The sequence below is a fragment of the Streptomyces cylindrosporus genome, assembly GCF_022698165.1.
Lineage (GTDB): Bacteria > Actinomycetota > Actinomycetes > Streptomycetales > Streptomycetaceae > Streptomyces > Streptomyces cylindrosporus.
Genome location: NZ_JALDAY010000019.1, coordinates 197,751 through 219,736, shown reverse-complemented (window position 1 = coordinate 219,736; position 21,986 = coordinate 197,751). Strand labels below are relative to the sequence as shown.

The 21,986-nt window shown below is 73.3% G+C and carries 17 protein-coding genes and 1 pseudogene; 11 read left to right on the top strand and 7 right to left on the bottom strand.

The annotated features are described in order from the left end of the window. Positions 1-261 precede the first annotated feature (261 nt). From MQP27_RS46515 to MQP27_RS46500, 4 genes and pseudogenes are all read left to right on the top strand, one after another. Positions 262-723, top strand: coding sequence for a hypothetical protein (locus MQP27_RS46515; RefSeq protein WP_242777266.1), 462 nt, complete (start codon positions 262-264; stop codon positions 721-723). 23 nt (positions 724-746) lie between these two features. Further along, positions 747-926, top strand: coding sequence for a hypothetical protein (locus tag MQP27_RS46510; protein ID WP_372511460.1), 180 nt, complete (start codon positions 747-749; stop codon positions 924-926). Between the two features lie 1,059 nt (positions 927-1,985). Next, positions 1,986-2,348, top strand: a pseudogene (locus MQP27_RS51925) (hypothetical protein); the annotation flags it as partial. Next, complete coding sequence (locus MQP27_RS46500) at positions 2,345-2,905, top strand: SixA phosphatase family protein (RefSeq protein ID WP_242777264.1); 561 nt, start codon at positions 2,345-2,347, stop codon at positions 2,903-2,905. The pseudogene MQP27_RS51925 and the gene MQP27_RS46500, both read left to right, overlap by 4 nt. A 1-nt stretch (position 2,906) precedes the next feature. Here MQP27_RS46500 and MQP27_RS46495 read toward each other — a convergent pair whose 3' ends face one another. Next, complete coding sequence (locus MQP27_RS46495; RefSeq protein ID WP_242777263.1) at positions 2,907-4,883, bottom strand: APC family permease; 1,977 nt, start codon at positions 4,881-4,883, stop codon at positions 2,907-2,909. Positions 4,884-5,004: 121 nt separating this feature from the next. Here MQP27_RS46495 and MQP27_RS46490 point away from each other — a divergent pair, with 121 nt between their 5' ends. The 3 genes from MQP27_RS46490 (at position 5,005) to MQP27_RS46480 (ending at position 9,988) form a co-directional block, all read left to right on the top strand. After that, a complete protein-coding gene (locus MQP27_RS46490) occupies positions 5,005-5,631 on the top strand; it encodes a YigZ family protein (RefSeq protein WP_242777261.1) in 627 nt (208 codons plus the stop codon). 107 nt (positions 5,632-5,738) lie between these two features. Beyond that, entirely contained in the window at positions 5,739-6,902 is a 1,164-nt protein-coding gene (locus MQP27_RS46485) for an exonuclease SbcCD subunit D (RefSeq protein WP_242777259.1), read from the top strand. After that, complete coding sequence (locus tag MQP27_RS46480; protein WP_242777257.1) at positions 6,899-9,988, top strand: AAA family ATPase; 3,090 nt, start codon at positions 6,899-6,901, stop codon at positions 9,986-9,988. The genes MQP27_RS46485 and MQP27_RS46480 overlap by 4 nt, the downstream gene beginning before the upstream one ends. Here the strand turns inward: MQP27_RS46480 and MQP27_RS46475 are convergent. Beyond that, on the bottom strand, positions 9,982-10,428 hold the full coding sequence (locus MQP27_RS46475; RefSeq protein WP_242777255.1) for an Lrp/AsnC family transcriptional regulator: 447 nt from the start codon (positions 10,426-10,428) through the stop codon (positions 9,982-9,984). The two genes, MQP27_RS46480 and MQP27_RS46475, sit on opposite strands and share 7 nt — an antisense overlap. A gap of 128 nt (positions 10,429-10,556) precedes the next feature. On the opposite strand from MQP27_RS46475, the gene MQP27_RS46470 reads away from it, so the two are divergent. The 3 genes from MQP27_RS46470 (at position 10,557) to MQP27_RS46460 (ending at position 12,540) form a co-directional block, all read left to right on the top strand. After that, a complete protein-coding gene (locus MQP27_RS46470) occupies positions 10,557-11,039 on the top strand; it encodes a rhodanese-like domain-containing protein (protein ID WP_242777253.1) in 483 nt (160 codons plus the stop codon). Positions 11,040-11,118: 79 nt separating this feature from the next. Next, a complete protein-coding gene (locus MQP27_RS46465) occupies positions 11,119-11,631 on the top strand; it encodes an immunity 21 family protein (protein ID WP_242777252.1) in 513 nt (170 codons plus the stop codon). Between the two features lie 63 nt (positions 11,632-11,694). Next, positions 11,695-12,540, top strand: coding sequence for an SDR family oxidoreductase (locus tag MQP27_RS46460; protein WP_242777250.1), 846 nt, complete (start codon positions 11,695-11,697; stop codon positions 12,538-12,540). A 196-nt stretch (positions 12,541-12,736) separates the two neighbouring features. Here the strand turns inward: MQP27_RS46460 and MQP27_RS46455 are convergent, their stop codons facing one another. Both MQP27_RS46455 and MQP27_RS46450 read right to left on the bottom strand, forming a co-directional pair. Then, complete coding sequence (locus tag MQP27_RS46455) at positions 12,737-14,428, bottom strand: DUF885 domain-containing protein (protein ID WP_242777248.1); 1,692 nt, start codon at positions 14,426-14,428, stop codon at positions 12,737-12,739. A 33-nt stretch (positions 14,429-14,461) separates the two neighbouring features. Further along, positions 14,462-14,953, bottom strand: coding sequence for an Lrp/AsnC family transcriptional regulator (locus MQP27_RS46450; RefSeq protein WP_242777246.1), 492 nt, complete (start codon positions 14,951-14,953; stop codon positions 14,462-14,464). Positions 14,954-15,013: 60 nt separating this feature from the next. Between MQP27_RS46450 and MQP27_RS46445 the strand changes: the two genes are divergently transcribed. Further along, positions 15,014-16,255, top strand: coding sequence for a trans-sulfuration enzyme family protein (locus tag MQP27_RS46445; RefSeq protein ID WP_242777244.1), 1,242 nt, complete (start codon positions 15,014-15,016; stop codon positions 16,253-16,255). Here MQP27_RS46445 and MQP27_RS46440 read toward each other — a convergent pair. The 3 genes from MQP27_RS46440 to MQP27_RS46430 all read right to left on the bottom strand — a co-directional run bounded on the left by MQP27_RS46440 (position 16,233) and on the right by MQP27_RS46430 (position 21,912). Then, entirely contained in the window at positions 16,233-17,594 is a 1,362-nt protein-coding gene (locus MQP27_RS46440) for a GNAT family N-acetyltransferase (protein WP_242777304.1), read from the bottom strand. The genes MQP27_RS46445 and MQP27_RS46440 overlap by 23 nt on opposite strands. A gap of 182 nt (positions 17,595-17,776) precedes the next feature. Further along, complete coding sequence (locus tag MQP27_RS46435; protein WP_242777242.1) at positions 17,777-20,449, bottom strand: DUF7824 domain-containing protein; 2,673 nt, start codon at positions 20,447-20,449, stop codon at positions 17,777-17,779. Beyond that, positions 20,446-21,912 carry an SWIM zinc finger family protein gene (locus MQP27_RS46430; protein ID WP_242777240.1) on the bottom strand — a complete coding sequence of 489 codons (1,467 nt, stop codon included), beginning with the start codon at positions 21,910-21,912 and terminating at the stop codon, positions 20,446-20,448. Before MQP27_RS46430 ends, MQP27_RS46435 begins: the two co-directional genes overlap by 4 nt. Between the last annotated feature and the right edge of the window lie 74 nt (positions 21,913-21,986).

Here is a 21,986-nt window from a genome sequence, read left to right as displayed (position 1 = left end):
GCGTGGACGGTTTTCGGCCAGCCTGTGAGTGCTTACCGCAATCGAACGGATCATCCGTGATATAGGGATGCGAGGCCAGCAGTGCAGGAGCACAAAGATTGCTCGGAATCGTTAGCCGGGCGGTCCAGTAGTCAGCGTCGTACGCCCCAAAAGGAATTGTCGCGCTGTTCGTTGGGAGAGCGACTGCGTGTCAGGTTGAGTGAAATCGGCGAGGTCTATCGGGAAAGCGAGGAAGAACTGTCGGCACTGGGTGGACGGCCGATGGAGCGGATCAGCGGTACCCGCTCGGTGGGCACCCGCCTCGACGAGAGGGTGCTGTCGCTGCGGGCGCAGATCGCCGATCTCCTGTCCTCGTGGGCGGGACTGGTCGTCGCGGAGCGCCGGTCGACGACCGCTCCCGGCCTGGAGGTGCCGGCCCTGCTCCGTTTCCTCGGCAGTCAGGTGCGGTGGCTGTCCGAACATCCGGCGGGCCCGGACCTCGACGTGGAACTCGCCGTGCTCGTTGACAGCTCCCGCTCGCTGTTCGGCCCGCAGGTGCACCGGGTGTCCTTGGGGGTGTGCTGCCACCCCGGCTGTACCGCACCCCTGTTCGCGCTGCTCTCCGGTACGCGAGATTCCGCCTTCTCCCGCGTGATCTGCGACACCGGTCACACGGTGCCCCCCGCGCAGTGGCTGCTGCTCTCCGCCAGGGCCCGCATGGCGATGGACGAAGGTGCGGCGTGACGGGGAAGGGAGGTCGACGGACAGTGCCCACCGAACTGGCCGCCCTGGCGGCGGGCGTCAGTGAGGCCACCATCCGCAAGTGGGCGAGCCGGGGAAAGATCACCCGCTACGGCAGTCCGCAGCGTGCCGAGTACGACCTGGACGAGCTGTACGAGATCCTCGCCCGCGCCCGTCCGGACCCGGGACCCGGTGCTTCCTCCTGACGGCGCCACCTCATACCGGCTCGCCCACCGTCGCTTGTCCCGCCGCGGCTGGAAGAGCGCACGCCGAGCATGGCCGCCCAGAGGGGCGGCCATGCTCGGCGATATACGGGCGGGACCTCAGCGGCGGCCGTCTCGCACCGCGCGGCCGACCGGATTCCGACAGACCGCGGCACCCCCTCGCCCCAACTCCTTCTGGAGCAGGGCTTCTTACGCAGCCTCGACGCTCGCGCCCTCCAAGGCTTTCCGGACATCCCCGCAGCGAGGCGCGCGAACCGTCGCAGAACGGCACCCGTGGAATTCCCGGGGTTGAACTACGCTCAGCCCGTGCTGCGCATCATCGACGCCCGGACGGGCGAGGCCGTCGAGGCCGCTCCGGCCCGGCGCGGGCTGACCCGGGTCGAGGCCCGTGTCGCGGGGGCCGACGCCGGCGCCCTGCGCGTGCTGCTCGTCGCCGACCTGCTCGTACGTGCCCTGGAACTCGGCGGCACCCCCGTGTGGGGTGTGCTGAGCGGCGGCCCACCCCCTGCGGCCCTGCGCTCCGGAGCCACCGCACTCGGCATCCGCCCCCTGGAGGACAGCCGAGACGTCGGCTCCGGCCTGGGCGAGGCCCAGATCATCCATGTCGCGGCAGAGGGCGGACCAGCACCGGAAGGCGTCCTGGTCACCGTCGCCCCCACGGAGGCGGAGCCGCAGGCCGGCGGGGAGGTCAGGAGGGACCCGGACACCGGCACTCCGGCACCTGGGGCTCCCGGCCCGGCTGTTCCGGAGTCCGCGGCTCCTGGTCCGGGTGTTCCGGAGTCTGCGGCTCCCGGCCCCGCCGCCCCGAAGACCGCTGCCTGCGAGCCCGGCGCTTCGGAGTCCGGTGCACTCCGGCCCGGCGCTTCGGAGCCCGGTGGCCTCCGGCCCGGCGCCCCGGAGTCCACTGCCCTCCAGCCCGGCGCCCCGGAGTCCGCCGCCCTCCAGCCCGCCCCCTCGGAGCCCGCTGCCCTCCAGCCCGACGGCGCCTCGCAGCCGGCGACCCGCAGCCCCGGCGCTCCCCGGCCGGCGGCCTCCGCCTCCGCCCCCGCTATCCCCGAAGTCGCCGACCCGAGCACCCTCCGTCTCGCGCTGCTCTCCCGGCACCACAGCGTCCCGGTTTCGCTCGGGGTCGCCGCTCTCGCCGACGCCCGGGACACCCTCGTACGCTGGCGGCGAGCGGTCGCCGGATGGGCGCGGCAGCCCTCGCGGCCGATCCCCGACGAGGCGCGGGCGCGTCTCCGTACCGCTTGGGAGGACGATCTGGACACCCCCGCCGTACTCCAGGTCCTGGCCTGGGTGGAGAGCGCGGCCGAACTCCCGGACGGCGCCCGGTTCGAGACGTACGCCTACGCCGACCGGCTGCTCGGCCTCGACCTCACCCGCGATCTCGGGTCACCGTCGTGATAGCGCGCGCCGGGGCCGGCCCGCTGCGCCGCCTGGTCGTGCTGCGGCACGCCAAGTCGGCCTGGCCGGCCGGCGTCGCGGACCACGAGCGGCCGCTCGCGCCGCGCGGCCGACGGGACGCGCCCGCCGCGGGCCGGGCCCTCGCCGAGGCCGACTGCCTGCCGGACCTCGCCCTGTGCTCCACCGCCGTACGCGCCCGGCAGACCTGGGAACTGGCCTCCGCCCAGTGGGGCACTCCGCCGCCCGTACGGTGGGACCGGCGGCTGTACGGTGCCGAGGCCGACGACCTGCTGCGCGCCGTGCACGAGGTGTCGCCCGAGGTCGAGACGCTGCTGCTGGTCGGGCACAACCCGGGCCTGGAGGAGCTCGTCCTGGAGCTGGCCGGGGACGGACTCGACGACGCGCTGGACCAGGTGCGGCTGAAGTTCCCGACCTCGGCGATCGCCGTACTGGCCTGGCACGGCACCGGCTGGCAGGCCCTCGCCCCCGGCACCGCGCTCCTCACGAGCGTGCTGGTGCCCAGGGGCAGGAAGGGCCAGGGCAAGGGGAAGGGCTGAGTCAGCCCACGTGCACGCGTGGCCGCCGGGCCGGATCCGGTTCGGCGCGCCGCAGCACCTCTCGGGTGACCGGCGCGACCTCCCCGTCCCCGAAGACCAGGAAGCGGATCAGATGGCTGAAGGGGTCGCCCTCGGTCCAGCTGAAGTACGCGTGCGGCACCTCACCCGTGCTGTCGCGCAGCGCCAGCAGCACCGCCGCGATGGCGTTGGGCACCGTCGGCCCCTCCACCCGCAGCCGCCGCGCCCCGTGCTTCTCGTCGCCGCGCACGGTGATGTCCTGCGTGAAGTCGGAGGAGTCCCGCACGAACACCTCCAGGAACAGCAGCGGCACACCCTCCGGGATATGGGTGTGCGCCCGCTGGTCGGACTCCTTGGCCCGGTACTCCCGCGTGCTGTGCTCCTGCGGCTCGTTGGCGATCAGCCGCAGCGGACCGCTCGCCGCCGCCTGGTCCACCAGCCGGGCCGCCTCCGCGTCGAAGTCGACCTCGGCGGCGCGCAGTTCGAAGGCGCGGTGGATCCGCGAGCCGAAGGACGTCAGCAGGATCGCCACGATGAAGATCGCGGCGATCTTGATGCCGTCCGGCCGCTCCACGACATTCGTGACCAGCGTGTACGCGAAGACGGCCGTGATCGCGCCGAAGCCCAGGGTCGCGCCCCGGTGGCCCCGCCTGTGCACCGCCACCGTCGAGGCGAACGACGCGGACAGCATCAGCACCAGCACACCGGTGGCGTACGCCCCGCTCTGCGCGTCCACGTTCGCGTCGAACCACACTGTGATGAGGACGGCGGCCGCCATGAAGACCAGCACCAGCGGGCGGACGGCACGCGTCCACTCGGGCGCCATGCCGTAGCGCGGCAGATAGCGCGGTACGAGGTTCAGCAGTCCGGCGAGCGCGGAGGCGCCCGCGAACCACAGGATGGCGATCGTCGAGACGTCGTACACCGTGCCGAACACCTGGCCGAGATGCTCGTGCGCCAGATAGGCGAGGGCGCGCCCGTTCGCCTGGCCGCCGCTCCTGAACTCGTCCTGCGGGATCAGGATCGTCGTCGCCAGGCTCGACAGCAGCAGGAAGCAGCTCATGATCACGGCGGCCGTGGTGAGCAGCTTGCGGGTCTCCCGGATGCGGCCCGCCGGCTTCGCCCAGGTGTCCGTGGGGTCGCCCTTGACCTGCGGCATCACCGCGACCCCGGTCTCGAACCCGGACATGCCGAGCGCCAGCTTCGGGAACACCAGCAGGGCCACGCCGACCATCGCGAACGGCGAGGAGTGCTCCGCGGTCAGGGCGTCGGTCCAGTCGCCGATCCGCACCGGATGGCCGATCACCTCCCAGGCGGAGACCGCCAGCACGACGACGTTCAGCGTCAGATAGGTCCCCACCAGCACCACCGCGATGCCGATGGCCTCCTTGAACCCCTTCAGGAACACCCCGCCCAGCGCGCCCACCAGCAGCAGCGTGATCCAGAGGTTCCCGCCCTCCATCCAGTGCGGGGCGAACGGGTTCTCCACGACGTGCGCGGCGGCGTCCGCGGCCGACAGCGTGATCGTGATCATGAAGTCGGTGGCGGCGAACCCGAGCAGCACCAGCACGAAGATCTTCCCCGACCACCAGGACAGCAGCCGTTCCAGCATGGCGATCGACCCCTCGCCGTGCGGACTCTCGTGCGCGACCCGGCGGTAGACCGGCAGCGCGCCGAGCAGCGTCAGCGCGATGAGGACGAGCGTCGCGATGGGCGAGAGCAGACCCGCCGCGAGAGCCGCGATGCCCGGCTGGTAGCCGAGGGTGGAGAAGTAGTCGACGCCGGTGAGACACATGACACGCCACCAGGAGTGGCCCTCGGTCTCGGCCCGCGGAGTCGCGTGCGGCCCCGGATGCCGTGCCGACTGCTCGCTCAGCCCCTCCAACAGCCAGGCCCGGAAACGGGCCTTGGAACCGTCGAGCACGCCGACCCGCGCGCCCTCCACCTCGGTCCCGGTCATACGTGCGGTCTCCCTGAGCTCGGCACGGACCATCGACGGCCCGCGGACGCGAGTATCCCCGACATCCTGACCTGCACCCGGGGCGGGGGGTGACCGCCACGCCTGCGCATAGGGTGGCCGGATGCAGGACGAGTACCGCACCGTCGCCCGGCCGGGCGTGCACGAGACCGAGGTCAACCGCTCCCGGTTCCTGTGCGCCATCGCCCCGGCGGCCACCGAGCAGGAGGCCCAGGACTTCGTCGCCGCCGTCCGCAAGGAGCACGCCGACGCGACCCACACCTGCTGGGCGTACGTCATCGGCGCCGACGCCTCCGTCCAGAAGGCCAGTGATGACGGCGAACCCGGCGGCACCGCCGGCGTCCCCATGCTGCAGATGCTGCTGCGCCGCGAGATGCGGTACGTCGTCGCCGTCGTCACCCGCTACTACGGCGGCGTGAAGCTCGGCGCGGGCGGCCTCATCAGGGCGTACGGCGGCGCGGTCGGCGAGGCCCTGGACGCCCTCGACACCATCACGCGCCGCCGCTTCCGCCTCGCCACGGTGACGGTCGACCACCAGCGCGCCGGCAAGCTCCAGAACGACCTGCGCTCGACCGGCCGCGAGGTCCGCGACGTCCGCTACGGCGAGGCGGTCACCATCGAGATCGGCCTCCCGGACGCCGACGTGGCCGCCTTCCGCGCCTGGCTCGCCGACGCGACGGCCGGGACGGCGGGGTTCGAACTGGGTGGGGAGGCGTACGGGGACGCGTGACGTTCCGTATGAAACGGGCGTAACGGACCGGTGCGGGGCGGTTCATGACGGGGCGATACGGGAGTAACCGTCCGTGATGTCAGCCCCGGCCGTTAGTCTCGGGGATCATGAGACTGCTGCACACTTCCGACTGGCATCTCGGCCGGGCGTTCCACCGGGTGAGCATGCTCGCTGCCCAGGCCGAGTTCATCGGTCACCTCGTCGCGACCGTGCGCGAACGCGGCGTCGACGTGGTGGTCGTGTCGGGAGACGTGTACGACCGCGCGGTCCCGCCCCTCGCCGCGGTCGAGCTGTACGACGACGCCCTGCACCGGCTCGCCGACCTCGGCGTGCCGACGGTGATGATCTCCGGCAACCACGACTCGGCCCGCCGACTGGGCGTCGGCGCCGGCCTCATCGGACGCGCGGGCATCCACCTGCGCACCGAACCGGCCGCCTGCGGAACACCCGTCGTCCTCACCGACGCCCACGGCGACGTGGCCTTCTACGGGCTGCCGTACCTCGAACCCGCCCTGGTGAAGGGCGAGTTCGGCGTCGAGAAGGCGGGCCACGAGGCGGTGCTCGCCGCCGCCATGGAGCGCGTCCGCGCCGACCTCGCCACCCGCCCGCCCGGCACCCGCTCCGTCGTCCTCGCCCACGCCTTCGTCACCGGCGGCGAGGCCAGCGACAGCGAACGGGACATCACGGTCGGCGGTGTGGCCGCCGTGCCCGCCGGAGTCTTCGACGGCGTCGACTACACGGCCCTCGGGCACCTGCACGGCTGCCAGACCATCACCGAGCGCGTGCGCTACTCCGGTTCCCCGCTGCCGTACTCCTTCTCGGAGGCCGACCACCGCAAGACCATGTGGCTCGTCGACCTCGACGCCGAGGGCGCCGTCACCGCGGAGCGCGTCGACTGCCCGGTGCCGCGCGCGCTGGCCCGCCTCCGGGGCACCCTGGACGACCTGCTCGCCGACCCGGACCTGGCCCGGCACGAGGACGCCTGGGTCGAGGCCACCCTGACCGACGCGGTCCGCCCGGCCGACCCCATGGCCCGCCTCACCGAGCGCTTCCCGCACACCCTCAGCCTCGTCTTCGACCCCGAGCGGGCACCGGACGACCCCGATGTGTCGTACGCCCGCAGGCTCGCGGGCCGCAGCGACCAGGAGATCGCCGAGGACTTCGTCGCCCATGTCCGCGGCGCCGGGCCCGACGAGCGCGAACAGGGCGTGCTGCGGGACGCGTTCGACGCGGTGCGCGCGGACGAGGCGGTCCGGGAGGTGGCGCGGTGAGACTGCACCGACTGGACATCACCGCGTTCGGGCCCTTCGGTGGCGCCCAGTCCGTCGACTTCGACGAACTGTCGGCCGCCGGCCTGTTCCTGCTGCACGGGCCGACGGGCGCGGGCAAGACCTCGGTCCTGGACGCCGTCTGCTACGCCCTGTACGGCACCGTCCCGGGCGCCCGCCAGAGCGGCCAGGGCCTCACCCTGCGCAGCGACCACGCGCCGCCCGGCACCCGCACCGAGGTGACCCTCGAACTGACCGTCGCGGGGCGGAGGTTGGAGATCACCCGGCAGCCGCCGTGGGAGCGGCCCAAGAAGAAGGGCTCCGGGACCACCGTCGAGAAGGCACAGAGCTGGCTGCGCGAGTACGACGCCACGACCGCGGCCTGGAAGGACCTCAGCCGCTCCCACCAGGAGATCGGCGAGGAGATCACCCAGCTGCTCGGCATGAGCCGGGAGCAGTTCTGCCAGGTCGTGCTGTTGCCCCAGGGCGACTTCGCGCGGTTCCTGCGTGCCGACGCGGAGGCGCGCGGCAAGCTCCTCGGCCGGCTCTTCGACACGCACCGTTTCGCCGAGGTCGAGAAGCGGCTCGCCGAGCGCCGCCGGGCCGCGGAGGCACAGGTGCGCGAGGGCGACGCCGAACTGCTGGCCGACGCACACCGCATGCAGCAGGCGGCGGGCGGAGCGATGGAACTGCCCGAACTGTCGCCGGGGGAGCCGGGACTGGCGGAGGCCATCCTGGGGGCGGCCGCGGTGGCCCGCAGCACGGCACGCGAACAGCTCACGATCGCCCACATCCGCCTCACGTCAGCGGAATCCGCGCAGGCTGCCGCCGACCGCGACTTGGACGACGTACGCGAACTGGCCCGTTTGCAGCGCAGATTCACCGAGGCGCAGGACCGGGCGCGACTGCTGGAGGAGCGAGCCGACCGCTACCACGAGGCGTTGGCCCGGATGGAGAGGGCGCGCAAGGCGGAGACGGTGGCACCGGCGCTGGACCTGCGGGAGTCGGCGGAAGCCGAGCATCGCGAGGCGGCTCAGGCGGAGGAGCACGCACGTGCACTTCTTAGAGAGACCTTCGCTGAAGCGCCCCAAAGGGGCGCGGGGCTGTATCAATTTGCGGCTCCGCCGCGTGGCGCGACCAGCCACGACGGCGCTACAGACGACACACAACCCATCTCAGCGCTCCCCGCAGAACACTTGGCCATCAAAGCCCGCCGTACCGCCGAAGAACTCGGCACCCTGGAGTCGGCCCGCAGAGCCGAGCAGCGCCTGACCGAACTGGCCGACGAACGCGCCGACCTGGACCGCCAGGAACGCGCCGACGAGGACGTCCGACAAGAAGCCGAGACCTGGCTGGAGGGTTGGGACGAGACCCGCACCGCCCTACAAGGCGCCGTGGAGTCGGCCCAGGCCGCAGCCACCCGCGCCGAACAGCTGGCCGTACAGCGCGACCCCGCCCGCAAACGCCTCGCCGCCGCCCGCCAGCGCGACCAGCTCGCCCGCGACACCGACGCCGCCCAGCGCCAGGTGACCGCCGCCACCGAGCACGCCCTGAAGGCCCGCGCCGAGTGGCTGGACGTCAAGGAGCAGCGCCTCAACGGCATCGCCGCCGAACTGGCCGCCCAGCTCAAGGACGGCGACCCGTGCGCGGTCTGCGGCGCCGTCGAACACCCGGCACCCGCCCGCAAGGACGCCGGGCACGTCGACCGCGAGACCGAGGAGCGCGCCCTCGCCGCCTCCCAGCAGGCCGACGAACGCCGCGCCGAGGCCGAGCGGCACCTCAGCCTCGTACAACGAGCGCTGGCCGCCGCCGAAGGCGAGGCAGGTGACACGTCCACCGAGCAACTCGCCGTCGAGGCCGAGGAGTTGGAGCGGCGGTACGAGGAGGCGCGGAACGGCGCCGCCGTGCTGCACACCGCGAGCGAACGCCTGCGGCAGGCCGAGGAGGAGCGCGAGCGGCGCGTCGCCGCCCAGCAGGAGGCCGCCGTGCGCGGCGCCTCGCGGATCGCCCGCCGGGACGCGCTGGAGCGTGAACGGGCCACTCTGGAAGGGGAGTTGGCCGAGGCGCGGGGGAGTGCCGAGAGCGTCGCCGCGCGGGCCGCCCAGCTGGAGCGGAGGGTCGCGCTGCTCACCGACGCCGTCGACGCCGCGCGCGCCGCCGAGGACACCGCCCAGCGACTCAAGGACGCGGACTCCCGGCTCGCCGACGCCGCGTTCCGGGCCGGCTTCGACACCCCGGGGGCCGCGGCCGCCGCCCGCCTCGACGACGCCGCCCACCGTGACCTCCAACGGCGCCTGGACGCCTGGCAGTCCGAGGAAGCCGCCGTACGAGCGGTGCTTGCCGAGCCGGACACCGCGGCCGCCGCCCAGCGGCCGTCCGCCGACCTCGCCGGCGCCGAGCAGCGCGCCACCCGCGCGGCCCAGCGGGTGCGCGACGCGGCCTCCGCGCGCGACGCGGCGGCCCGCCGCTGCACCGAACTCGACCGCCTCTCCGCGCGCTCGGCGGCAGGCGTACGCCGACTCGCCCCGCTGCGCGAGGAGTACGACGGCGTGGCCCGGCTGGCCTCCCTCACCGCGGGCACCTCGGCCGAGAACGAACGCAAGATGCGGCTGGAGTCGTACGTCCTGGCCGCCCGCCTGGAACAGGTCGCCGCCGCCGCGACCGTACGCCTGCAGCGCATGTCCTCCGGCCGGTACACCCTCGTCCACTCCGACGACCGGGCCGGCCGCGGCCGCAGCGGTCTCGGGCTGCACGTCGTCGACGCGTGGACCGGACGAGAGCGGGACACGGCCACGCTGTCCGGCGGGGAGACCTTCTTCGCCTCCCTCGCGCTCGCCCTCGGCCTCGCGGACGTCGTCACCGACGAGGCGGGCGGCGTCCGGCTCGACACGCTCTTCATCGACGAGGGCTTCGGCAGCCTCGACGACCAGACCCTCGACGAGGTCCTGGACGTGCTCGACTCGCTGCGCGAACGCGACCGCAGCGTCGGCATCGTCAGCCATGTCGCCGATCTGCGCCGACGCATCCACGCCCAGCTGGAGGTCGTGAAGGGCCGTTCGGGGTCGGTGGTCCGGCAGCGGGGTCAGTGACCGAGGGGCCGCCGGGGCAGTGGTGACGAGTACACGACGCTCGTGGTGACCGAGCCGAGCGCGCCGATCTTTCCGGAGACCTCCTCCAGGTGGCGCATCGAGCGGGCGGCGACCTTGATGACGAAGCAGTCGTCGCCCGTGACGTGGTGCGCCTCCAGGATCTCCGGCGTCACCGCGACCAGGTCGTGGAACGGCTTGTAGTTGCCGTTCGGATAGCGCAGCCGCACGAACGCGAGGATCGGCAGCCCCAGCCGCTCGGGGTCCACGACGGCGGCGTAACCCTGGATCACGCCCGCCTCCTCCAGCCGCCGCACCCGCTCGGTGACCGCGCTCGGCGACATGGCCACGGCGCGCGCCAGCTCGGCGAAGCTGGCCCGTCCCTCGCGCTGGAGGACGTCGAGAATGCGCCAGTCGGTGGCGTCCGGGGAAAACACGGTCATGGCGGATGGATAGCAGGGGAATCCCCGGCAGAGCAAGGTGAGGGCCGGGGAACGCCCCTTCAAGGAGGTGATCGACGGCCGTAGATTTCTCGGCACAGCAGACAGCGAACGCCGCGAAAGGGCCGAACATGACCAGCACCGTCACCGCCGTGAACCCCGTCCTGCGCGTCGCCCCGGCGGCCCCGGCCGAGGCGGCCGCCTACTTCCGGGCGAGCCTGGTCTTCCACGCCGACGTGTCCGACGTGGCCGCCGCGCTCGCGGCCGGCGGCGACCCCGGTTTCGTCGTCCTGGACTCCCGCTCCACCGAGTCCTGGGACCAGGGCCACATCCCCGGCGCCATCCACCTGCCGACCGCGCTCATCCCCGAGCAGGCCGCGAAACTCCTCGACAGGTCCGTGCCGGTCATCACGTACTGCTGGGGTCCCGGCTGCAACGGGGCGACCCGCGCCGCCCTCGCCCTCGCCGAACTCGGCTACCAGGTCAAGGAGATGCTCGGCGGCTTCGAGTACTGGGCCCGTGAGGGCTTCGAGTACGAGACCTGGGAGGGCCGCACCCGCCGCGACGCCGACCCGCTGACGGCACCCGTGGACGCCGAGGACTGCGGCTGCTGAAGGAGAGAGCGGTGAGCGCATGGGGAGGGTTGGGGGACGGCGAATCTGTGAGCCGTGTGTGCGTGTACGGTTCTGCGCCATGGTGCGATACGCGGAACCCGGCGCTCTGGACTGGGTCGAGTCGGGAGGCGGGCCGCTCATAGCGGTGCCGGAAGCCGTGCTGCCGTTCTGGACGGGGGCCGACGGCGAGGAGAACGCCTCCGACTACGACCGCGCCTGCGAGGTCGACGGCTGCGTCGGCCTGCTCCCGGTCGGCGACTCGGCCGCGCTGGTCCTCGGCGACGAACCCGCCTCGACGGCCTATCTGCCGGAGCACGGCACCTTCGTACGCTGGTGTGCCGCGAACTCCGAGGCCGAACTCCTCGCCGAGGTCCCACAGGCCCTCGCCACGGCCGACTGGGGCGAGGAGGTGCGCTGGCAGGTGCCCGGCGACGTCGTCCTGTTCGACTGCGCCTGGCCCGGCACGGACACGGAGCGGACCGACAGCCTGCGGGTCGTCCTGGAGCCGGGGAGTTACACGGTCCGCGCGGCCAACGTCCAGCCGGGACCGGAGACTTGGCTCGGCCTCGTACAGCTGCGGCGCCTTCCCTGACCACTCCGCCCCGCCCCGATATTCACGTGCGTCCCGTCGGTGCCGTGACCATCATGGTCGTCCGTGCCCCGACTTCCGCACCCCGCCCCCGAAGACCTGCGCCGTGACCTCCTGCCGCTGCGCGGCCGTACCGCCCTCGTCACCGGAGCGAGCAGACGCGCCGGCATCGGACACGCCGTCGCCCGTCGGCTGGCCGCGTACGGCGCGAGCGTCTACCTGCACCACCATGTGCCGCACGATTCCGCCATGCCCTGGGGGGCCGACCGGCCCGAGGACGTAACCGCCTCCGTGCTAGCGGCAGTTGGTGATCCCGAGGCGCGTGTCCTCGCCGGACCCGGCGACCTCTCCGAACCGTCGGCGCCCGCCGAACTGATCACCACCGCCGCGACCGCGCTCGGCGGCCGGCTCGACATCCTCGTCGCCAACCACGCCCTCAGCGGCAGCGACGGCGACCTGGACACGATCGACGCGGCGATGCTCGACGCGCACTGGGCGGTCGACACACGGTCGGTACTGCTGCTCGTGCAGGCGTACGCCCGCCATCGCGCCGGACTTCCGCCGCGCACCCCCGGCGGACGCGTCGTGATGATGACCTCCGGCCAGGACATCGCGGGCGGCATGCCGGGCGAGATCGCCTACGCCCTCCAGAAGGGCGCCCTCGCCTCGATCACCCGCTCCCTGGCCACCACGCTCGCCGAGCACGCGATCACCGTGAACACCGTCAACCCCGGCCCCGTGGACACGGATTACGCGACCGGCGAGACCTACGAGGCCGTCGCCGCCCGCTTCCCCGCCGGCCGCTGGGGCATGCCCGACGACCCGGCCCGCCTCATCGCGTGGCTGGCCACGGACGAGGCGGACTGGATCACCGGCGAGGTCGTCAACTCCGAGGGCGGATTCCGGCGTTGACCACGGCCGGGGCGCCGATCAGAGCGGGCTGGGTGATCAGCGCCGGGGCGGCCGTCGGAGCGGGCTGGGTGATCAGCGCCGGGGCGGCCGTTGGAGCGGGCTGGGTGATCAGCGCCGGCGCGGCCGTCGGAGCGGCTCGGTGATCGGAGCCGGAGCGGCCGTCGGAGCGGCTCGGTGATCGGAGCCGGAGCGGCCGTCAGAGCTGCGAGAGCTCGTCCACCAGGTCGTCCAGGCCCAGCGAGCCCTGCGAGAGCGCGGCCATGTGCCAGGCCTTGAGGTCGAAGGCGTCGCCGTGCGCCTCGCGCGCCTTCGCCCGGCCCAGCAGCCAGGCCCGCTCGCCCAGCTTGTAGCCGATCGCCTGCCCGGGGATGGTCAGATACCGGGTCAGCTCGCTCTCCACGAAGTCCGCCGGCCGGCTGCTGTGCGACCCGAAGAACTCCTGCGCCAGCTCCGGCGTCCAGCGCTCGCCCGGGTGGAAGGGCGAGTCGGCCGGGATCTCCAGCTCCAGGTGCATGCCGATGTCGACGATGACCCGCGCGGCCCGCATCATCTGCGCGTCGAGATAGCCGAGCCGCTGCTCCGCGTCCGTGAGGAAGCCGAGCTCGTCCATCAGCCGCTCCGCGTACAGCGCCCAGCCCTCGACGTTGGCGCTGACCATACCGATGGAGGCCTGGTAGCGGGAGAGGCTGTCGGCGACGTGCGCCCACTGCGCGAGTTGCAGGTGATGCCCTGGCACGCCCTCGTGGTACCAGGTCGAGACGAGGTCGTAGACCACGAAACTGGTCTGGCCCATCGTCGGCAGCCAGGTGCGGCCGGGACGCGAGAAGTCCTCCGACGGGCCGGTGTAGTACGGGGCCGCCGCACCGCCGGGCGGCGCGATGCGGGACTCCACCCTCCGCACCCGCTCGGCGAGTTCGAAGTGCGTGCCGTCCAACTTCTCGATCGCCTGGTCCATCAGGCCCTGCAGCCACTCCCGGACCTCGTCGACACCCTCGACGCGTGTGCCGTGCTCGTCGAGGTGGGCGAGCGCCACCCACGGCGTCTCGGCGCCGGGCAGGATCTTCTCCGCCTCCTGCCGCATCTCGCCGAGGAGGCGGTGGTACTCGGACCAGCCGTACGCGTACGCCTCGTCGAGGTCGAGGTCGGTGCCGTTGAAGTAGCGCGCCCAGCGCGCGTACCGCTCACGGCCCACCGTGTTCGGGGCGCCCTCGACGGCCGGCGCGTACACGTCCCGCATCCAGTCCCGCAGCTCGACCACGGACGCGGTCGCGGCGCGGGCCGCCTCGTCGAGCTCGCCGCGCAGCGCCTCGGGCCCCGCCGACGCGAAGTCCTCGAACCAGCCACGGCCCTTGCCGTCCGTGTCCGACCACTCGGTCAACTGCTCGACGAAGGTGGCGGTGGGCCGCGGCGCCGCGTACAGCCCCCGCTCCAGGCCGAGCGCGAGGGACTCGCGGTAGCCCGCGTACGCGGCCGGCACGGCGCGCAGCCGCTCGGCGATCGCCGCCCAGTCCTCGTCCGTCTCGCTCGGCGTCACCGTGAACACATCACGCACCGAGTGCGCGGGCGTGGCGATGTTGCCGACCCGGCGCAGGCCCTCGTCCGCCTCGTGCACGGCGAGTTCCGCGGTGAGCCGCTCGCGCAGCAGCCGGCCGCAGCGGCGCTCGATGTCACTGTCGGCCCCGGGCCGCCGTTCGGCCTCGTCGAGCCTCGCGAGGGTCGCCCTCGCCAGCTCCGCCAGCGCCTCCTGGCCCGCCGGGGACAGGTCGGGCAGCCTGCTGGAACTCTCCTTCACACCGAGGTAGGTACCGGTCACCGGGTCGAGGGCGATGAGCTCGTCGACGTACGCGTCGGCGACCTCACGGGGCAACGGGTTCTTGGTCTCTGACATGCGGTCCATCCTCATACGAGGATCCACCGCACGTCACCCCGGTTGAGCCGAGGGCGTAGGCGGCAGCAGCGGCCCGCAGTCCCACTGCTGGAAGATCAACCGGGTCTCCACGCGGGCCACTTCGCGCCGCGCCGTGAACTCGTCCAGCACGAGCCGCTGAAGATCGGCCATGTCCGCGACCGCCACATGGACCAGGTAGTCGTCCGGCCCGGTGAGATGGAAGACGGTACGGGACTCCGGCAGCGCCCGGATCCGATCCACGAACGGCCCCACCAGCTCCCGCCGGTGCGGCCTGACCTGCACGGACAGCAGGGCCTCCAGACCCCGGCCGAGCTTGGCCGGATCCAGCCGCAGCTGATGCCCGAGGATCACACCCGCCCGGCGCAGCCGGGTCACCCGGTCCAGACAGGTCGACGCCGCGACCCCGACCTGCGCGGCGAGGTCCCGGTAGGTGGTCCGGGCGTCGTTCTGCAGCAGCCGCAGCAGATGCAGATCCACCGGATCCAGTACGACGGATTCACCCATGCGCCGAACGTAACACGGCCCTGAACCCAATCATTCCGGTCCTTGTTCACCCTTCCCTCCATGGACTCCACGAGAGCGCTGGCCACGGAGGCCGTGCACGCCGGCCGCGACGACCTCGCCCGCCAGGGACTGCACGCGCCGCCCATCGACCTGTCGACCACCTACCCCTCGTACGACAGCCGCGGCGAAGCCGCCCGCATCGACGCCTTCGCCGCGACCGGGGCCGAGCCGGAGGGCCCGCCCGTCTACGGCCGCCTGGGCAACCCGACGGTCGCCCGCTTCGAGACCGCCCTCGCCCGCCTGGAGGGCACCGACTCCGCGGTCGCCTTCGCGAGCGGCATGGCCGCGCTCACCGCGGTGCTTCTGGTACGGGCCTCGATGGGCCTGCGGCACGTGGTCGCCGTCCGCCCCCTGTACGGCTGCAGCGACCATCTGCTGACCGCCGGCCTGCTCGGCTCCGAGGTCACCTGGACCGACCCGGCCGGCGTCACGGACGCCCTGCGCCCGGACACCGGCCTGGTCATGGTCGAGTCCCCGGCCAACCCGACCCTCGCCGAGGTCGACCTGCGCGCCATGGCCCACGCCTGTGGCTCGGTCCCGCTGCTGGCCGACAACACCTTCGCGACGCCGGTGCTGCAGCGCCCCGCGGAACAGGGCGCGCGGCTGATCCTGCACAGCGCCACCAAGTACCTCGGCGGCCACGGTGACGTGATGGCGGGAGTGGTGGCCTGCGACGAGGAGTTCGCCGCCCGCCTCCGCCAGATCCGCTTCGCGACGGGCGCCGTCCTCCACCCCTTGGCCGGCTACCTCCTCCTGCGCGGCCTGTCCACCCTCCCCGTCCGCGTCCGAGCGGCCTCGGCGACCGCCGCGGAACTGGCCCGCCGCCTGGCGGCGGACCCGCGCATCACCCGGGTCCACTACCCACGCATAGGCGGCGCGATGATCGCCTTCGAGGTCGCCGGCGACCCCCACGAGGTCATAGCGAACGTCGACCTCATCACCCCGGCGGTGAGCCTGGGCAGCGTGGACACCCTGATCCAGCACCCGGCATCGATCAGCCACCGCATAGTGGACCCGGCGGACCGCCGGGGAGCGGGCGTGAGCGACCGCTTGCTGCGCCTGTCGGTGGGCTTGGAGGATGTAGAGGATCTGTGGACAGATCTAAATCGGGCGCTGGGACAGCGCCCCGTCAGGGGCGCGGGGCTGCATCGATTTGCGGCTCCGCCGCGGGGCGCGACCAGCCACAACTCACCCGCACCCGCCGACGATTACCTGCCCCCTACGGCGCTTCGGCGCTCATAGCGCGCGCCTCCACATCCAACCCCGCCGTGATGACCAGCGTCCCCTCCTCGACCTGATAGTCGAGCGGCAACCCCAACCCCCGCATCGCAGCCACCATCCCCGTGTTGGACGCCTGCGTCACGGCATACACACTCGCGCACCCCGTCTCGGCCGCCATCGCCACCAGCCGCCGCAGCAGTTCACCCCCGATGCCACGCCCCTGCCACTTGTCCTCGACGAGCAGGGCGACCTCGGTCTCGTCCCCGTCCCACAGGAGATGGCCGAGCCCGACGAGGCGTCCGGAGGCGGTCTGCACGGCGAGCGTGCGGCCGAAACGCGGGTTCAGCAGGTGGTTCAGATAGCGGTCGGCGTCCCCGACAGGGCCGTGGTACCGCATGCTCAACGTCCGCGGCGAGCACCGCTCGTGCATCTCCCGCGCCGCCTCCAGATCCCGCGGATCGGCCCGCCGCACGGTGATCTCGTTGCCCTCGGGCAGCGTCAGCACGTCCTGGCTGCGCGGCACCCGCGGCCCGAGCCGCGCGTCCAGCTCCACCAGCGCCCGCGCCCGCGCGAACTCGGTCGGGGTGAACGGCAGATACGGCCGCTCCACGCTGATCACTCCACCCTCCGGCGCCCGCAGCCGCATCACAGTGTCCTCGAGAACCCCCTCCACCGGCACGCCCTCCGGCGCCCGACCGCCGCCGACCGGCACGGCGGGCAGCTGGCGGATCGTGCACCGGCCCAGCAACTGCCGCAACGCCAGCGGCAGTTCCGCCGCGTCCAGCGCGGTCCGGGTCGCCAGGCCCAGCACTCGCGTCGGCGCGTCCACCAGATCGTGGGCGTCGGCCCGCTCGATCCAGGTGTCCGCGCCCCCGGCCGACGAGACCAGCCGCGTGAGCTCGGACGCCGCGAGCCCACCGGGGGCCCGCAGCAGGAACTCGTCGACCGTGCCCTCGGCCAGCGGATGCGTCTGCAGGCTGAGGATGTCGACCCGCTGCCCGGCGAGCGCCGTGCACAGCGCCGCCAGCGACCCCGGTTCGTCCTTCACCGTCGTCCGCATCCGCCACAGCGTGCTCTCCGTGGGCACGGCCTCCGGCGTCGCCGACGTGGGCTCGGACGGCCCGGCCTGCTGCCCCTGCGGCAGCGGCCGGGCACCGGTATCGATGACCGGAGGCGCATGACCGTGGCGGCGTGACCACCAGATGTGGAACCCCGCCGTGGCGGCCAGCACGACCGCCGAGAGCACCAGCAGCGCCGGTCCGTCCGGGCCGTGCCCGACCAGGTTCGCCACGCCGTCCGCCACGGCCACGGCCGTGAACAGCGCGGCGAGTTCGACGACGTCCCGCCGCCAGTGGTGCACGGGACGGCCGTTCTTCGCACGCGTCACATCAGACATTTCTCGACTCATGCAGCCACTGTGAAGGAAGGGTGTTGCGTGATCACGAACGTACTGTGACTGACGGGTAAAGCGTGCTTATGTACCTTTTGTTGATCGTTTTACGATTGTGCTGTGGCCGGTGAGCGCGCAGGTGAGGGCGCTGGTCAGGCGGCCATGCCCAGGGCCAGCGCGGTCCGCAACCGCCGGGCCTGGGACACCAGCCGGGAGGAACCCCGCCGGTCCGCCGTCTGCGCCAGGTGGGGTATCTCACCCCGCGCCCGGCAGCGCTCGGCCGACTCCGCGGCCACCGCCAGCAGCTCCCCGAGCCCGCGGGCGGACACCGCCGAGCCGCTGCCGCCGACGGCGAGTTCGGCGAGCAGCACCGGCAGGGCGTGCCGCAACATCTCCCAGATGGTGGCGTTCGCGCCCGTCGCCGCGGCGGTCCGCGCCGACTCGGCGAGCCGCAGCGGCTTCAGGGCCCCGCGCCGCACCAACTGGCCCAGGTCCGCACCCAGCCGGGCCGCGTCGAGCTGCCCTCGGGCCGCCAGGATCAGCAGCGCGTCCACCGCGGCGAGCCGATCCTCCGCATGCCGCGCGCCGAGCCCGTACGCCAGCCCCAGATGCACGGCCTCACCGGCCTCACCGCCGGACTCCGCGAGCAGCGGCAGTACGGCGGCGGCGCCCCGCTCGTCGTGCACGGCGCCGGCGGACAGATCCGGCAGCAGCCGCCCGGCGACGAGCTCGCGACGCTCGGGGAGCAGGGCCAGCCAGTGCGGACGTATGTCATTGCTCCAGTGGTGGCAGTACCACCGCTCCTCGACGACGCTCGTCGGGCGGCCGAGGGGACGGAACTCGGCCGGGAAGTCGCCCTGCAGTTCCAGGATCTCACCGCACTCGAGCAGGATCCGGTTGCCCGAGGTCCGTCGTCGCGTCGTCGGCAGCCCGGGTTCGGCCTCGCCCAGCCAGTCGGCGAGCCGTGCGCCCTCCGCCGTGCCGAGGGCGGTGGCCCGCTCGGCGGCGCGCACAGCCGCCGCTCGGTCCGTGCGCCGCACCCGCAGCAGCGCCTGCGCGAAGTCCGCCGCCGACACTCGGGCACCCAGGCGCCGATACTCGTCCAGACGGTCCACCAACTCGTCCGGCTCCAGCAGGCCGGTGCTCCAGGTCGGGGTCGACAGCAGGAACGGGAGCGGGTCGGTGCGCAGCCGATACGCCACCTCCCATAGGCGGGCTGCGAAGGCCCGGGAGAGGGCGCCGTGCCCGCAATCACGGACCGTGGGCACCTGCCGTACGAACGCGTGGAGCGTGCCGGGGTTCACCTTCCCGAACAGGGCGGCGAGGAGGAGGTCCAGGCCGTCCTCCGCGTCCGACACCGTGAAGTCGCTTCTGTCGAACCGACCTGTGTGGTTCGGCCCGTCCGGAGAGTCGGCGTCGTACCACCAGCGGCGGGTGAGCACGGGCCCGAGCGCTTCCAGGAGCATTTCCCGATCGCGGTAGGCATGGCGCACCAGGCCGGCCAACGCCCGCTCGAACCCGGCCACGCCGGGCTCGGCCGCGAGCGCCGCCCCGACCTCTTCCGCGACCTCCACCGCCGACATCGGCGCGGGGCCGAGGTGGGCCGGATGCGGCGCGGGCGGCAGGATCTCCTCGTACTCCAAGGCGGGTGCCGGTGCCGCCGGAGTGCTGCCCAGGAGCAGGCCCGCCCGGCTGCGCAGCGCCGGGATCAACTGCTCGGCGGCGACGGCCAATTCGCCCCGGACCTGGGTGTTCCCGAGCTTGTTCAGGTGCCGTTCCACCAGCTTCAGCGCCCGCTCCTGCACGTCCGAGTCCTCGTGGCCGAACGCCTGCGCGACGACGGGCAGCAGCTCGTCGGCCGTGGCGGCGTCCCGGGTCAGCACCTTGCCGAGCAGCACCAACTGGGCCCGCACGAGCTTCTTCTCGGGGCGGAACAGCACCGCGTCCGACATCTCCGCGAGCCGACGGGTCGTCAGCTCGCCGTCGAGGGCGAGCGCGGCCAGCACCGACTGGGCGTGCGACGCCACCGGCGAGACCGCGGCGGAGGCCAGGGCCAGCCAGTCGCCGGTCCGCTCCCGCTCCTCGTCCCGCCCGAGGTCGAGCAGCTTCAACAGCCGCAGGAACACGCGGAGTTCGGTGTTCGTGCCGCCCCGCAGCAGCCGCGACACACAGGCGTCGACCATCACCTTGCGATCGAGGGCGCCCTCCGCGGTGAGCCGGGCCAGCGCGCCGGTCCAGGTGTCGGGGCCGTCGCCGTGCGGCCACTCGAGCTGCCCGCCGATGTCGCCCGTCTCGAAGAGCGCGGCCACCAGCTCCGTCAGATGCGGATCCGGACGCAGCCGGTCCAGCAGCGTGCCGCCCTGCCGCCAGGCCCAGCCCAGGTGGCCCATCCAGCCCCGCACATACGCGTCCGTGGTCGGCACCGCGCAGCCCGACAGCCGCACCAGACCGGACATCAGCTCGTACGGCACCGCGGACGAGGCGGGCCGCTCGGCGAGCCGATGGGCGAGGTCGGCGAGCCACTCGGGGGAGCGGTCGCCGAGGATGCGCAGCAGCAGCGCCGGCGCGGTCTGCGACCAGCGCATGTCGGCCGCGGCGATCCAGGCGGCGACCGCCGCGGCGCCGGTCTGGCATGCCACCCCGGCCGCGTACAGCGGCGGGTAGGCGCGGCGGGCGTCCGCCTCCCAGGGAGCGGCCCGCAGTTCCTTGCGCAGTGCCTTCAACTCGGGGAGGAGGGACCGGCGTTCGGTGTCGGTCATCTCGTCGAGCAGGCTCACCACCTCGGGCGTCCGCCCCGCCCGCACCGCTTCCATCAGCGAACTCATCGCACACCCCCGTCGATCCGAACCGTCCCCGGCTCCGCGTGGGTGCGGCGCTGCTCCGCCCCGGCACCCGCCCGCACCACCCGGCCGCCCCGCTGCCCCGCCGCGGCCCCCCGCCGCACCATCCGCACGGCCAGCGCGTGCTTGCAGGGCCCGCGCCCGCCCCGGTACTTCGCCCACCACAGGCAGCTGCAGGTCAGCACCCCGGACTCGTCCCGGACCCGGTGCACATGGCCGTCCTCGGCCGTCACCGTCCCCAGGGCGCCGTCCAGCGCGACCGCGCCCGCGGCCACCAGTGCCCGGGCCGAGCGCAGCCTGGGATTGTGGTGCTCCACGCGCTCGGCGTCGTAGGGGAGTTCACGGTGGAAGTAGGCCGCCTCCGCCGTGTCGTAGCCGACGCGGCCCGAGGTGCCCAGGCGGACCAGTGCCGCCCTGACCCGCTCGGCCGTCAGGCCCGAGGCCGTGGCGAGGTCGGCGATGTCGACGCGAGGCTCCCAGGCGAGGAGGACCGAGATCAGCTCCGCGTCCTCGGCCGCCTCGTCGGTGGCGAGCGCGTCCAGGACGCCGCCCTCGCCGGAGAACCCGCGCGAGGCGTCCGGCGAGAGGGTGAGCGTGAGCCGCATTCCCGGCAGGACCGCTTCCCAGGCGCTGGCCGTGGAGGTGGCGCCGGTGACCGTCGGGCCGTACACTCGCAGGGCCGTCGCGTGTCGCAGGACGCGCTGGAGGGCGATCAGCCGCTCCGGGCCGGGCAGGCACACGGCGCCCGGCACCGCGCGCGTGGTCGGCCGCAGGGTCCGGCCGGCCGGCACCACCCACCGCGGGCCGGTCGACGCGCCCCGCCCTCCCCCGCGGGGCAGGGCGCGCAGGAACCGAACCGCGTCGGCCGCCGGCAGCTCGGCCCGCAGGTCGAAGCCGGCGGCGATCACCTGGGCCTCGGCGAAGCCCCGCAGCCACCGGTCGGGCAGCGGCACCTTCTTCTCCACGACCGGACCGTCGAGCGTGGTCACCGCGAGTTCCTCGGGGCCGACCCGCAGATGCAGCGGATCGTCCGAGCCGATCCGGGAAAGGGCCTCCCGCAGCGGGTTGTTGACGTCGACGTTCGTCGTGCCGTGCCCGACCTCGCCGCCGCCCAGGCCCGCTTCCAGCACGTCCAGCCGGGCGTACACCCCGCCGCAGCCGGAGAAGGACTCGAAGCGCAGCCGGTCCCCGTTGCCCGTCACCACCGGGTCCAGCGAGGCGCGCAGCTGCCGCTGGTAGTAGCGCGCGGCCGCCACGTCGGCCACCGCGAGCAGTCCGGCGGAGGCCACCTGAGGAGACGTCAGGAAGCCTGCGAAGAAGCGGGGATGGTCCTCGGCGCCGGTCGGCGTCGCACCCCGCGAGGTCTCGAGTCCCAGGCGTCGCCCACCCGCCGACGACTCCAGCACGGAGGGTCGGCGATAGGCCACGGCCTGCAAAGATCGCGTCATGGAAAAACCGTAGAGGCGACCACTGACAATCGGGCCTGACCTGCGAAAACGCCGTGCGGACGGTCGAGTTCGGG

Coding starts and splice junctions, on each gene's coding strand:
- MQP27_RS46455 (WP_242777248.1), bottom strand. CDS start 14,428: ATGTCAGAGACCAAGAACCCGTTGCCCCGTGAGGTCGCCGACGCGTAC.
- MQP27_RS46475 (WP_242777255.1), bottom strand. CDS start 10,428: ATGACCGTGTTTTCCCCGGACGCCACCGACTGGCGCATTCTCGACGTC.
- MQP27_RS46515 (WP_242777266.1), top strand. CDS start 262: ATGGAGCGGATCAGCGGTACCCGCTCGGTGGGCACCCGCCTCGACGAG.
- MQP27_RS46465 (WP_242777252.1), top strand. CDS start 11,119: ATGGTGCGATACGCGGAACCCGGCGCTCTGGACTGGGTCGAGTCGGGA.
- MQP27_RS46495 (WP_242777263.1), bottom strand. CDS start 4,883: ATGACCGGGACCGAGGTGGAGGGCGCGCGGGTCGGCGTGCTCGACGGT.
- MQP27_RS46430 (WP_242777240.1), bottom strand. CDS start 21,912: ATGACGCGATCTTTGCAGGCCGTGGCCTATCGCCGACCCTCCGTGCTG.
- MQP27_RS46485 (WP_242777259.1), top strand. CDS start 5,739: ATGAGACTGCTGCACACTTCCGACTGGCATCTCGGCCGGGCGTTCCAC.
- MQP27_RS46490 (WP_242777261.1), top strand. CDS start 5,005: ATGCAGGACGAGTACCGCACCGTCGCCCGGCCGGGCGTGCACGAGACC.
- MQP27_RS46470 (WP_242777253.1), top strand. CDS start 10,557: ATGACCAGCACCGTCACCGCCGTGAACCCCGTCCTGCGCGTCGCCCCG.
- MQP27_RS46435 (WP_242777242.1), bottom strand. CDS start 20,449: ATGAGTTCGCTGATGGAAGCGGTGCGGGCGGGGCGGACGCCCGAGGTG.
- MQP27_RS46450 (WP_242777246.1), bottom strand. CDS start 14,953: ATGGGTGAATCCGTCGTACTGGATCCGGTGGATCTGCATCTGCTGCGG.
- MQP27_RS46445 (WP_242777244.1), top strand. CDS start 15,014: ATGGACTCCACGAGAGCGCTGGCCACGGAGGCCGTGCACGCCGGCCGC.